The sequence below is a fragment of the Micromonospora marincola genome, from assembly GCF_056150385.1.
The window spans coordinates 51,001-63,344 of the sequence record NZ_JAXCFT010000012.1; the positions used below are offsets into that span (position 1 = coordinate 51,001).

Annotated in this window: 13 protein-coding genes; 6 read left to right on the top strand and 7 right to left on the bottom strand. The window is 73.4% G+C overall.

Going from position 1 to position 12,344, the window contains the following annotated elements:
* Window positions 1–4: 4 nt before the first annotated feature.
* Entirely contained in the window at window positions 5–664 is a 660-nt protein-coding gene (locus SM450_RS22705; protein ID WP_474621771.1) for an HNH endonuclease family protein, read from the bottom strand.
* Between the two features lie 251 nt (window positions 665–915).
* On the opposite strand from SM450_RS22705, the gene SM450_RS22710 reads away from it, so the two are divergent.
* The 3 genes from SM450_RS22710 (at window position 916) to SM450_RS22720 (ending at window position 2,787) form a co-directional block, all read left to right on the top strand.
* Window positions 916–1,119, top strand: coding sequence for a hypothetical protein (locus SM450_RS22710; protein WP_474621772.1), 204 nt, complete (start codon window positions 916–918; stop codon window positions 1,117–1,119).
* A 164-nt stretch (window positions 1,120–1,283) separates the two neighbouring features.
* Entirely contained in the window at window positions 1,284–2,033 is a 750-nt protein-coding gene (locus SM450_RS22715) for a neutral zinc metallopeptidase (RefSeq protein WP_474621773.1), read from the top strand.
* Between the two features lie 115 nt (window positions 2,034–2,148).
* Window positions 2,149–2,787 (top strand): HAD family hydrolase, encoded by a 639-nt coding sequence (locus SM450_RS22720; protein ID WP_474621774.1) that lies wholly within the window; start codon window positions 2,149–2,151, stop codon window positions 2,785–2,787.
* Window positions 2,788–2,839: 52 nt separating this feature from the next.
* On the opposite strand, the gene SM450_RS22725 is transcribed toward SM450_RS22720, so the two are convergent.
* The 5 genes from SM450_RS22725 to SM450_RS22745 all read right to left on the bottom strand — a co-directional run bounded on the left by SM450_RS22725 (window position 2,840) and on the right by SM450_RS22745 (window position 9,038).
* On the bottom strand, window positions 2,840–5,389 hold the full coding sequence (locus tag SM450_RS22725; protein ID WP_474621775.1) for an ABC transporter permease: 2,550 nt from the start codon (window positions 5,387–5,389) through the stop codon (window positions 2,840–2,842).
* On the bottom strand, window positions 5,389–6,156 hold the full coding sequence (locus tag SM450_RS22730; protein WP_474621776.1) for an ABC transporter ATP-binding protein: 768 nt from the start codon (window positions 6,154–6,156) through the stop codon (window positions 5,389–5,391). The genes SM450_RS22725 and SM450_RS22730 overlap by 1 nt, the downstream gene beginning before the upstream one ends.
* 260 nt (window positions 6,157–6,416) lie before the next feature.
* Window positions 6,417–7,100 (bottom strand): response regulator, encoded by a 684-nt coding sequence (locus SM450_RS22735; RefSeq protein WP_474621777.1) that lies wholly within the window; start codon window positions 7,098–7,100, stop codon window positions 6,417–6,419.
* Window positions 7,097–8,041: a sensor histidine kinase gene (locus SM450_RS22740; protein ID WP_474621778.1), complete on the bottom strand. Its 945-nt coding sequence runs from the start codon at window positions 8,039–8,041 to the stop codon at window positions 7,097–7,099. The genes SM450_RS22735 and SM450_RS22740 overlap by 4 nt, the downstream gene beginning before the upstream one ends.
* Window positions 8,042–8,120: 79 nt before the next feature.
* Complete coding sequence (locus SM450_RS22745) at window positions 8,121–9,038, bottom strand: RecB family exonuclease (RefSeq protein WP_474621779.1); 918 nt, start codon at window positions 9,036–9,038, stop codon at window positions 8,121–8,123.
* 72 nt (window positions 9,039–9,110) lie between these two features.
* Here SM450_RS22745 and SM450_RS22750 point away from each other — a divergent pair, with 72 nt between their 5' ends.
* The 3 genes from SM450_RS22750 to SM450_RS22760 all read left to right on the top strand — a co-directional run bounded on the left by SM450_RS22750 (window position 9,111) and on the right by SM450_RS22760 (window position 11,924).
* On the top strand, window positions 9,111–10,262 hold the full coding sequence (locus SM450_RS22750) for a M50 family metallopeptidase (RefSeq protein WP_474621852.1): 1,152 nt from the start codon (window positions 9,111–9,113) through the stop codon (window positions 10,260–10,262).
* Window positions 10,259–11,203: a tRNA (adenine-N1)-methyltransferase gene (locus SM450_RS22755; protein WP_474621780.1), complete on the top strand. Its 945-nt coding sequence runs from the start codon at window positions 10,259–10,261 to the stop codon at window positions 11,201–11,203. Before SM450_RS22750 ends, SM450_RS22755 begins: the two co-directional genes overlap by 4 nt.
* Window positions 11,204–11,354: 151 nt before the next feature.
* Complete coding sequence (locus tag SM450_RS22760) at window positions 11,355–11,924, top strand: hypothetical protein (RefSeq protein WP_474621781.1); 570 nt, start codon at window positions 11,355–11,357, stop codon at window positions 11,922–11,924.
* Between the two features lie 40 nt (window positions 11,925–11,964).
* On the opposite strand, the gene SM450_RS22765 is transcribed toward SM450_RS22760, so the two are convergent.
* The gene (locus SM450_RS22765; RefSeq protein WP_474621782.1) at window positions 11,965–12,258 is read right to left on the bottom strand and encodes a ferredoxin; all 294 of its coding nucleotides are present in this window, start codon (window positions 12,256–12,258) and stop codon (window positions 11,965–11,967) included.
* Between the last annotated feature and the right edge of the window lie 86 nt (window positions 12,259–12,344).

The window sequence follows — 12,344 nt, forward strand, 5'->3', positions numbered from 1 at the left end:
GGCCTCAGTACGCGTAGGTGACCGAGATGGTGGCGGCCGGGCAGTTGTTCGCCCAACTGGTGAGCGCGTTCTTCTCCGCGCTGTCCACGGTCAGCCGCCAGCGGATCTTCACCGCCACCCACTCGCCGACGTAGCGGCAGCGGGCCGAGGCGTACGGCGGCAGCCACGTCGCCGGGTCCTGGTCGCCCTTGGACTGGTTGACGTTGTCGGTGACCGCGGCCAGCGCCCGCGCGTCGCCCAGGTCGTTGGCGTACGCCTGGCGGCGGCTGGTGGTCCAGGTCCGCGCACCGGAGTCCCAGGCCTCGGCGAGCGGGACCATGTGGTCGATGTCCACGTCGCCGGTGGCCGTCCAGGTGGCGTTGTCGTAGTAGGAGTACCACCGGCCGCCGGAGAGCGTGCAGGTGCCGCTGATGGTGGGTTTCGTGGTGGCTTCGGCGTAGAGCACCTCGTTGCGGGTGTTGCAGCCGTCGCCGTCCGCGTCGATCCAGTGCGGGAACAGGTCGCGGCTGTAGCCGGTGCGGACCTCGGTGGCGACGCTCAGGCCGGCGACCGCGGTGGTGAGCGGGGCGGAGTAGCCGGCGGCGTGGGCGGGCTGGGTGAGGCCGAGGGTGGTGGCCGTGATCGCGGCGAGGCTGATGGCCGTGGCGCGCAGGGTGCGGGACATGGGACTCCATCCAAACGGGATTGGCTCTTACCTGTGCCCTTTCATATAGACAGACGTGGAAGTGGTGGTCCAGTTCAACTTCCGTGAACATCTGCTGACGATCCCCCCTACCTGCTACGGGGTCCGGAATAAGGGGTGTGCGGCGCGGCCAGGCGGGCTACCGTCCGGAGTACGGCCGACGCCGGCACGCCGAGCGCCGCGTCCCCACCCGCGCCGTCCCGTTGACGCGGCGGAGACGCCGAAGGGCGAGCATGAGCACGACGAAAGGGGCGGAGATGACCGACCAGGCGACGTCGAAGGTTCCGCCGGACCCGGCCCCCGTGCTGACCGCGCCGCCCCGGCCGCCGCAGGTCGGGCCGCCCAGCAGCCTCGACCTGTGGGCCCGCGCCCAGGTGCTGCACCGCTGCTTCGGCGACGACGACGGCGAGCCGCACATCATGCGCGGCCTGGACTAGCTTCTCGCCTGCGCTCCCTGTCGTGGCGGGCGTGGTCGGCCACATCCTCCGTCGGCGCCTCCCGCGCATGCACGACACTGAACGTTTCCCGGCACCGGTACGTTGCAAGCCGGTGAGCGCAGGGGTACTGCGTCTCACACGGGTCGGACAGCCGGGAGGTAGTCGTGGGGGACAGGGTGGAACGTCGGCGGCTCGGGCCGTTGGCCGGGCTGCTGGCGGCCGTGGTGGTGGCCGCCGGCTGCATGGGCGGTGGGCTCGACCAGGGCGAGCCGCAGCAGCCCGCCCCGCGCCCGAGCGGGCAACAGGCGTCACCTGGCGCGGTGACCACCCGGGCGGACGGGACCACGAGCGTCGCCGAGTTCAAGCAGGACTTCTCCGACGCCGTCGCCGGCGCCGAGCAGTACTGGACCGCCCGGTTCCGCGCCTCCGGGGAGCGGTTCCGGCCCATCCGGCGGGTGGTGCCCTACACCCGCGCGGGCGAGGTGACCTGCGGCGGGCAGGGGCTGCCGCGCAACAACGCGGTCTACTGCTCGGCCGGCGACTTCATCGCCTACGACGTGAACTGGTCGGTGTCGGCGTTCCGTCAGGTCGGGGACGCGTTCCTGTTCTACCTGCTCGGCCACGAGTACGCCCACGGCGTGCAGACCCGCCTCGGCATCCGCTACAACTTCACCATCCAGCAGGAGTTGCAGGCCGACTGCATGGCCGGGGCATACCTGGGCGACAGCGTGCGCGACGGGACGCTGAAACTTGAGGACGGCGACCTGGACGAGTTCCGGGAGGGGCTGCTCGCGGTCGGCGACGACCCGGACCAGCCCTGGTTCGCCGAGGGCGCGCACGGCACCGCCGAACAGCGCAGCGAGAAGTTCTTCGCCGGCTACGAGAAGTCGCTGGATGCCTGCGGCCTCGGCTGATGCCACAGATCACCCCGATCGGGTACGGTGCCGGCCGGGTCGGGGCCGGCTGGCAGGATCGGCGGGGTACGCCCATCGAAGGAGGCCCCCGCTGAGCAGCCCACACCCCGCCGCCGTGCTCTTCGACATGGACGGCACCCTGGTCGACAGCGAGAAGCTGTGGGACGTCGCGTTGCAGGAGATGGCCGCCGTCTACGGCGGCACGCTGTCCGACGCGGCCCGCCGGGCGATCGTCGGCACCGGCATGGCCGACGCCATGCGGATCGTGCACGACGACCTCGGCCAGCCGGAACGGGATCCGCAGGCAAGCGCCGACTGGATCAGCGCGCGGATCCTGGACCTGTTCCGCACCGGGCTGCAGTGGCGCCCCGGCGCGTTGGCGTTGCTGGGGGCGGTGCGGGCCGCCGGCATCCCCACCGCGCTCGTCACCTCCAGCGGCCGGTCGCTTGTCGAGGTCGCCCTGGACACCCTGGGCCGGGACAGCTTCGACGCGGTGGTCTGCGGCGACGAGGTGGGCGAGGCCAAACCGCATCCGGAGCCGTACCTGACCGCCGCGAAGCTGCTCGGCGTGCCGATCGAGCGGTGCGTGGCGATCGAGGACTCACCGACAGGCGTGGCGAGCGCGCTCGCCGCCGGGGCGGCCGTGCTGGCCGTGCCGGCCGAGGTGCCGCTGCCGCCGACCGACGGCGTACACCAGTCGGAGAGTCTGACCGCCGTCGACCTGGAACTGCTCGCCGCTCTGCTCAACCGTTAGGAAGGGGCCCTTCTTATCGCCCAGGCGATAAGAAGGGCCCCCGCCTTACACCTCAGTCGTGGGCGATGGCGCCCAACACGTTGATCCGGGCGGCGCGTATGGCCGGCAGCACCGCCGCCACCACGCCGATGATCGCGGCCAGGACCAGGAACGTCACCATCTGCCCCCAGGGCAGGATCAGGTCGGTGATGCCCTCGTCCTTGAGCGCCCGCACCACTGCCGCGCCGAGACCGGTGCCGACCACGACGCCGAGCAGCGCGCCGAAGACCGAGATCACCACCGCCTCGACGGTGATCATGCGCATGGTCTGCGCCCGGCGCAGGCCGATCGCCCGCAGCAGACCCAGCTCGCGGGTCCGCTCCAGCACCGACAGGGCCAGGGTGTTGATGATGCCCAGCACCGCGATCACGATGGCCAGCGCCAGCAGGATCTGGATCATCCGCAGCGGGGTGTCCAACTGGCTGGTCTTCTGCTCGACGAACGCGGCCAGGTCCGCCACCGACACCTCGGGACTGTCCGCCAGCAGCCGTTCGATCTGCGGCTGGACCGCGCTGACCGGGGTGCCCGGGTCGAGCTGCACGAAGCCCTGGCTGGGCTGCGGGTTGGCGAAGTCCACGGCGGCCTGCGGCGGGAGCACCACCGGGTTGGTCAACTGCGAACTCTCGTAGATGCCGCTGACCGTGTAGGTGCGCGCGTCACCGCGGGACAACTGCACCGGCACGGTCGAGCCGACCGACAGGTTGCGGGACTTCGCGGTGTCCGAACTGAGCAGCATCTGGCCGGGGGCCAGCCGGCTGATGTCACCGGCGGTGGCCTTCGCCCCGAAGATCCGCTCCAGCGAGGACACCTCGCTCGACGCCGCCACCCAGGTCCGCTTGCCGCCGACGGTGGCCATGTCGCCGTACTCACCGTCGACCAACCGCACCCCGGGGATCGCCGCGGCCTGGGCCAGCACCGCCGGATCGAAGCTCGCCGGGCGGGGACCGGACAAGGGACCGGAGATCACCAGCTCGGCCTTGATCCTGTCCTCGGCGAGAGCGCTGATGCTGCCCTTGGCCGAGTCCAGGATCACCGTCACGCCTGTCACCAACGCGATGCCCACCATCAGCGCGGCGGCGGTGATCGCGGTCCGGCGCGGGTTGCGGCCCGAGTTGAGCCGGCCCAGCTTCCCCGGCACCGACCAGGCGAAGATGGCCCCGAGCAGCGACACCACCGGCCGGCTGATCAGCGGCGTCAACAGCGCCACCCCGATGAACGCGAACAGCACGCCGCCGAGGATGGTGGCAAGCGTGTTGCCGCCGGCATTGCCGCTGAGCCCGAGGAAGAGCAGGACCGCCCCGATCGTGGTCACCACGGCGCCGCCGACGGTCACCTTGGTCAACGGCCGGTCCGGCGTGGCCACGTCCTGCATCGCGGCGATCGGCGGGATCCGCGCGGCCCGCAGCGCCGGCAGCAGCGCCGCGACCACCGTGATCACCAGACCCACCGCGAACGCGCCGATCACGGCCGCGGGCGGCACCCCCAGCCCGGCCAGGGTGAGACCACCGGCGAGCGTGCCGAACAGGTACGCCAGCAGCGCGCCCACCCCGATGCCGGCGGCGAGCCCGAGCACCGAGGCGACCAGGCCGACCGCCACGGCCTCCAGCACCACCGAGCCGATGACCTGCCGGCCGCTGGCTCCGAGGGCCCGCATCAGGGCCAGCTCACGGGTGCGCTGGGCCACGATGATCGAGAAGGTGTTGAGGATCAGGAACGTGCCGACCAGCAGCGCCACCGCGGCGAAGCCGAGGAGGATCTTGTTGAAGAACGACAGCGCTTCCTTCAGGCTGGCCGAGGCGTCGTCGGCGAGCTGCTCGCCGGTCTTCACGTCGTATTCGGCGCCGAGCGTGCGGGACACCTCGTCGCGCAGCGCCTCCGGCGTGGTGCCGCCGGCGGCCCGCGCGCTGACGTTCGTGAACACGTCCGGCTTGCCGAGCATCAGCCGCTGGGCGACAGGCGTGGTGAAGGCGACCTCGTTAGTCCCGCCGATCGAGTCCCGGCCACCGCTGTAGCCGAACACCCCGACCAGGGTGAACTCCTTCTTCGGCGACAACGTCAGCACACCGACCCGGTCGCCGACCTTCACGTTCGCCGCCTTCGCCAGCGCGGCGTTGACGACGATCTCGTCGTCGGCCTGCGGTCCCCGGCCCTCGCGCAGCTTCAGCAGATCGTCCTCGCCGAGCCAGTTCTCCCCGATCTGCGGCGGCCCGAACGAGGTGACCACCTTGCCGTTGCTGCCGATCAGCCGCGCGCCGTCGGCGGAGATCGACCCGCGCACGTCCGTGGCGCCCGGCACCGCCCTGACCCGGTCGACCACCGACGCCGGCACCGGGGCGGCCACCGGCTCGCCCTCGGTCTCGGAGACCTCGACCTTCGGCTTCGCCGCCACGTTCACGTCGATGGCGGCGTAGGCGTCGGAGAAGACCGCGTCGAAGGACCGGCCCAGCGTGTCGGTGAGCACGAACGCGCCGGAGACGAACATGACGCCCAGCACCACCGCCAGGCCGGACAGCACCAGGCGCAGCTTGCGCGCCAGCAGGCTCTTGAGCGTTGCCCGGAACATCAGTTGCCCACCTCGACCGGGGCGTCCAGCTTCTTCATGGTGTCCAGCACCGTCTCGGCGGTCGGCTCGACCAGCTCCGAGACGATCTGTCCGTCGGCGAGGAAGACCACCCGGTCGGCGTACGCGGCGGCGGTCGGGTCGTGGGTGACCATGACGATGGTCTGACCGTGCTCGCGCACCGAGTCGCGCAGGAAGGTGAGCACCTCGGCGCCGGAACGGGAGTCCAGGTTGCCCGTCGGCTCGTCCGCGAAGATCACCTCGGGCCGGGCGACGAGCGCCCGGGCGCACGCCACCCGCTGCTGCTGGCCACCGGAGAGCTGCGCCGGGCGGTGCCCGAGCCGGTCCCGCAGGCCGACCGTGTCGATGACCGTGTCGTACCAGGCCGGGTCGGGCTTGCGCCCGGCGATCGACAGGGGCAGCAGGATGTTCTCCTGCGCGGTGAGCGTCGGCAGCAGGTTGAACTGCTGGAAGATGAAGCCCACCTTGTCCCGGCGCAGCTTCGTCAGACCCGAGTCGTTGAGCCCGGTCACCGTCGTCTCACCGATCATCACGGTGCCCCGGGTCACCGAGTCCAGGCCGGCCAGGCAGTGCATGAGCGTCGACTTGCCGGAGCCGGACGGGCCCATGATCGCGGTGAACCGGCCGCGTTCGAACTCGGCGTTCACTCCCCGCAACGCGATGACCTGCGCCTCGCCGCTGCCGTACACTTTCCACACGTCGTTCGCCCGGGCCGCGGCCTGCGCCTGCTGGCCTACCGTCGCGGTCACGTCATCTACCTCTTCCGTCGTGCTCGGAGATCCGCACCGCCCCCGCTGGTCGGTGCGGCAGTTCCCATCCTCGGCGCCGCCGGTCGCGGATCCGTCCAACCACGGGCGGAATCCGTACCGAATTTCTGGTGGGGGTCGCCCCCCAGACCGGCTCGGGGTGATCCCCGACCGGCACGGCGGCGTCGACGGTAGGACCCCACGTCGCGTGAGGGTCAACTTCGCGCCGCCGCCGTTGGTCACGGTACGTGAACGCGGCCACCTCAACCGCCCGGCCGCACCAACCCCGTCTCGTACGCCAGCACCACGGCCTGCACCCGGTCGCGTAGCCCCAGCTTGGTCAGCACATGCCCGACGTGGGTCTTGACTGTGGTCTCGCTCACCGACAACTCCCGGGCGATCTCGGCATTGGACAACCCGCGCGCCACCTGGGTCAGCACCTCCCGCTCGCGTTCGGTAAGCGGATCCAGCACCCGCGGTGGCGCGGCGGCCGGATCCGGCAGCACGTCGGCGAAGCGGTCCAGCAGCCGGCGCAGGATCCGTGGCGCCACCACCGCCTCCCCGGCCGCCACGCTGCGGATCGCGGTGACCAGGTCCTCGGCCGGCACGTCCTTGGCCAGGAAGCCGCTCGCGCCGGCGCGCAACGCCCCGACCACGTACTCGTCCAGCTCGAACGTGGTCAGCACGAGCACCCGTACCGGCAGCCGGGCGTCCACGATCGCCCGGGTGGCGGCCACCCCGTCCATCCGCGGCATCCGGATGTCCATCAGCACCACGTCCGGCAGCAGCCGCCGGGACAGCTCCACCGCCTCCACCCCGTCGCCGGCCTCGCCCACGATGTCCAGGTCATCCTCGACGCCGAGGACCATCCGGAACCCGGTACGCAGCAGCGGCTGGTCGTCGGCGAGCAGGACCCGCACCGGTCGGGGCGCGGCGGCGTCGGTCATCGGTTCCCCTCGTCGTGTCGGGCGGCGGTCGGTGCGCCGACCGTGCCGGCCGGGTCGAGCGGGATCCGGGCGTGCACCCGGAACCCGCCGCCCGGCGCCGGTCCGGTCCGCAGGATTCCACCGTAGAGGGCCACCCGCTCCCGCATGCCGACCAGACCGGGCCCGATCCGGTCGGGCGACGCCGGGCCGCGGCCGGTGTCGGTCACCTCCACGGTCAGAAACCCGTCAGCGGCGGTGAGCCGGATCGACGCGGTGGCCGGGCCGGCGTGTCGGAGCACGTTGCGCAGCGCCTCCTGCACCACCCGGTGCGCGGCGAGCGCGATCCCGTCGCCCACCGGCGTGAACGTGCCCTCGGTCCGCAGGGTGACCGGCAACCCGGCGTCGCGGGCCTGCCGCACCAGCGTGGCGATGCCGGCGAGGCCCGGCTGCGGCGCCAGCTCGGCCGCCGGCCCGGCGTCGGCCCGCAGCACCCGCAGCAGCCGGCGCAGCTCCCGCAGGGCCGCCCGGCCGGTCTCCTCGACCGCGGCGAGCGCCAGGTCCGCCGCGGCCGGATCCCGCGGCAACGCCCGGCGGGCCCCGGTGGCAAGCACCCCGATCGCGGCGACCTGATGGGCCACCAGATCGTGCAGCTCGCCGGCGATCCGGCGACGCTCGTCGGCGACCACCGCCGCGCCGGCGGAGACACCCCCGGCGTTCGGCCCCGCCGCACCTGTGGAGGCGCTCCGGGCGTTCGGCCCCGCCGCACCTGTGGAGGCGCTCCGGGCGGTCGGCGTCGGCGCCCCGCCGCCGTCCTCGACGGCCGGTGTCCGCGCCGGGACGTCCCCCTCGGCGCCCGTCCGGGCCCGGACGGGCCGGGGTCGCGCCGCGCGACCCAGCGCGTACGCCACCGCGGCGGTGAGCAACGTGTCGAGCATCCGGCGGGCCGGTAGCCGGTCGGTCATGTCTGGAGACGCTAGGCCGGCCGGGCGCGCCTCTCGTCGTCGCCGGAGCCGAACCCGGTCTCCTCCCCGAGGAGGAGGGTCACTCGTCGGCCCCCGGGGTCGCCGGGCGGGAGCGGGCGTCCACAAGCGGGTCGGGCGCGGCGGCGGCCACCGGGAACGGCGGCGGGGTGCCGCCGAAGCTCGGACACCGTGACTGGTGACTGCACCAGTCGCAGAGCCGGCTCGGCCGGGGCCGGAAATCCTGCCGGGCGGTGGCCTGCTCGATCGCCCGCCACAACGCCACCACCGTGCGCTCGAAGCGCACCAGTTCCTCGGCGTCCGGGGCGTAGTCGCAGACCTCGGCGTCCTTGAGGTAGAGCAGGCGCAGCACCCGCGGCACCACGCCCCGGGTGCGCCACAGCACCAGGGCGTAGAACTTGAGCTGGAACAGCGCCCGCGCCTCGAACGCCTCGCGCGGCGCGCCGCCGGTCTTGTAGTCGACCACCCGCAGCGCGCCGTCGGGCGCCACGTCGAGCCGGTCGAGATAGCCGCGGATGAGCAACTCGTCGTCGACCACGGCGGAGATCAACGCCTCGCGCTCGGCCGGTTCCAGCCGGCGCGGGTCCTCCACCGCGAAGTAGCCCTCAAGCAGCGCCGCCGCCGAACGGAGGAACCCCTCCACACCGGCGGTGCCGTCGTCGGCGAACAGCTCCGACAGCTCCGGCTCCTCGGTGACCAGCCGGTCCCACTGCGGGGCGACCAGGTCGCCTGCCGACTCGGGGGTGCGCGCCGGCGCCGGCAGGTCGAACAGCCGCTCCAGCACGGCGTGCACGAGCGTGCCCCGGGCCTGCTCGACCGTCGGGCGCTCAGGCAGCCGGTCGATGCTGCGGAACCGGTAGAGCAGCGGGCACGTCTTGAAGTCGGCCGCCCGGGACGGCGACAGCGACGCCCGCACCGTGACCGGCGCCGCCTCCGCCGTCGGGTCGCCCTGCGTGTCGATCACCGGTTCCGCCGTCATGCCCGGAAGGTTAGGCCACAGGTGTGACACCGCCGCCGTCGCCGCACCGGTCGATGATCTCTCCCGCGTAGCATCGCCGGAGTGGAGCAGCGGACCCGACCACCGCGCCGGCCCGGGCTGACCCTCGGCCGGGTCTTCGGGGTGCCGCTGCGTGTCGACGCCTCGATGCTGCTGCTCACCGTCGTGGTCACCGTGCTCTACGCGGCGCTCGCCCGCCGCCAGCTCGACCTCGGCGGCCCCGGCAGCTATCTGGTCGGGCTCGGCTTCGTCGTCTCGCTGCTCGGCTCGGTGCTGCTGCACGAGCTGGGGCACGCGCTGACCGCGCGCCGGTTCGGCATCGGTGTGCGGGGAATCACGCTGGAACTGCTCGGCGGCTACACCGAGATGGACGCCGACGCCCCGACCCCCCGGGTCGAGCTGCTGATCTCCCTGGCCGGCCCGGCCGTGTCCGCCGTGCTCGGCGCCGGCGCGGTCGCGGCCACCCTGGCCCTGCCCGCCGGCACGCTCGGCCACCAGCTCGCCTTCCAACTCGCGGTGAGCAACGTGGTGGTGGCGATCTTCAACAGCCTGCCCGGGCTGCCCCTGGACGGCGGGCGGGCGTTGCGCGCGGCGGTCTGGGCGCTCACCCGGGACCGGCACCGGGGCACCGAGGTGGCCGGCTGGGTCGGCCGGGCGGTCGCGTTGGGCACGGTGGCCCTCGTGGTGGCGCTCACCCTGCGTCGGGCGCTCGCGCCGCTGGCGCTGCCGCTGCTCCTGCTTGTCGCGCTGACCCTGTGGCGGGGCGCCGGGCAGTCCATCCGACTGGCCCGGATCGGCCGCCGGCTGCACCTGGTCGACCTGGCCCGGCTGGCCCGCCCGCTCCTGCCGGTGCCCACCGGCACGCCGCTGGCCGAGGCGCAGCGCCGCCGCGACGAGGCGGGCCCGCCGGACGCCGCGCTGGCCGTGGTCGACTCGAGCGGCCGTACGGTGGCGCTCGTCGACCCGGCCCGCGCCGCCGCCGTACCCCGGGACCGCCGGCCGTGGCTGGCGGTGGACGAGGTGGCCCGCGGCCTGGCCACGCTGCCCGCCCTGCCGGTCGGCGCGGACGGCGAGCGGGTGCTGGAGACCGTGCGCACCCACCCGGGCGCGCAGTACCTGGTGACGGCAGGCGAAGATGTGGTGGGCGTGCTGCACGTCGCGGATCTCGCCCAGCTCCTCGAACCGAAACGGAAGACGAACACGTGACCGCAGAGATCTCCACCGTCCCGGCGCTGCCTCCCGTGCACCGCGGGCCGTTCCGGCCCGGCGACCGGGTGCAGCTGACCGACCCGAAGGGCCGGATGCACACCGTGACGCTGGAGCCCGGCAAGGAGTTCCACACCCACCGGGGCATCCTCAGCCACGACACCCTGATCGGCCTGCCGGACGGCAGCGTGGTCACCACCACCGGCGGCGGCACCGCCTTCCTGGCGCTGCGCCCGCTGCTGTCGGACTACGTGCTCTCCATGCCGCGTGGCGCCCAGGTGATCTACCCCAAGGACTCCGCGCAGATCGTCGCGATGGGCGACATCTTCCCCGGCGCCAAGGTGCTGGAGGCCGGCGCCGGCTCCGGCGCGCTGTCCTGCTCGCTGCTGCGGGCCGTCGGCACCGACGGTGAGCTGCACTCCTTCGAGCTGCGCGACGACTTCGCCCAGATCGCCAGGCGCAACGTCGAGGCGTTCTTCACCGGCCCGCACCCGGCCTGGCACCTGCACGTCGGCGACGTCGCCGGGTGCGCCGAGACCGGCTTCGACCGGATCATCCTCGACATGCTGACCCCCTGGGAGATGCTCGACATGGTCGAGCGGGCGCTCGTCCCCGGTGGCGTGCTGATCGGCTACGTGGCCACCACGCCCCAGCTGTCCGAGCTGGTCGAGGCGCTGCGCGAGCGCGGCGGCTGGACCGAGCCGCGGGCCTGGGAGTCGATGGTCCGCGACTGGCACGCCGAGGGGCTGGCCGTCCGGCCCGACCACCGCATGATCGCGCACACCGCGTTCCTGGTCTCCGCGCGCAAGCTCGCCCCCGGGGTCACCGCCCCGCCGCGCCGGCGCAAGCCCAGCAAGGGCGCCGAGGCGTACGCCCAGCGCCGCGACGCCCTGCGCGCTGCGGCGGCGGCCCGGTCGGTGGCGGAGCCGGAACAGTCCTGACCCCCGCCGCGCGAACCGGCGCGGGCGGGCGGATCATGTGTGCCCGTGGGGACGACGACACCGGAGACGGTAAGCATGAGGGAGCGGATCGGGGCGCGTGGCGGGCGGGCACCCGTCCCGGCGACGGCGGCGTGGGCCGGCGGGAGGTGGCGTGAGTAGTCCCGGCTACGGCAACGGCGAGATGCCCGCCGTCTTCCCCGACTGGTCGCCCTACGCCGACCTGGAGTCGGCCGCCCGGGCCTACCTGCGTGACCCCGACATCGCCCTGGAGGCGCTCGGCGGGGTGCTGCGCGGCGCCTCGGTCCTCGGCTTCACGCTGGAACGCTTCGTCAACGAGGTCAACGGCGTGTGGCAGGAGGTCGTCGTCTGCGACGGCAGCCGACTGGTGCTCTGGCACGGCGAGGACGTCCCGCCGGGGGAGGGGCCGCCCGGCGCGATGACCTCCTCGCTGCGCGTGGTGCCGGTCTCCACCGTCACCGAGGTTGGCTGCCGGCGCCGGCTCACCCGCGCCGAGGACGGCACGGTCCGGATCGACAGCATCGACGTCTACCTGCTGCTCAGCTCGTTGGACGAGGCGCCGCCGAGCGACGAGGCGGGCACGCCGCGGCACGACGCGCTGCGCTTCGGCAAGACGCTCGACGACGGCGGCGCCGGACAGATCGGGCGGCTGGAGGAGTTCGCCCGGCTGGTCGCCTCCGTCGTCGGTCGTCCGATGCTCTGAGACGCGGGTGGGCCGGGGACGCCGTCCCCGGCTCGTCCGCTCAGTCCTCGGCCTCCGGGCCGGCCACCTCGACGCCGTCGCTGGCCCGCACCACGTGGATGCACTCGCCGGGGCACTCCTTCGCCGAGTCGATCACCTCGAGGCGCAGGTGCTCCGGCACGTCCACCCGGGCGCCCGGGGCCTGCCGCAGCTCGCCGTCCGGGCCCTTGACGTACGCCAGGCCGTCGACGTCGAACTCGAACACCTCCGGCGCGTACTGCACGCACAGCCCGTCGCCCGTGCAGAGATCCTGGTCCACCCAGACCTGCGCCTGGTCCGTCGCGACGTCGGTCACGAAGCACCCCCCATGTTCTCCCGTCCCAGACTCCGACGGTACCCGAACGCCCGTACCCGCCCGTCGACCAGCCCTTGGCGATCAAG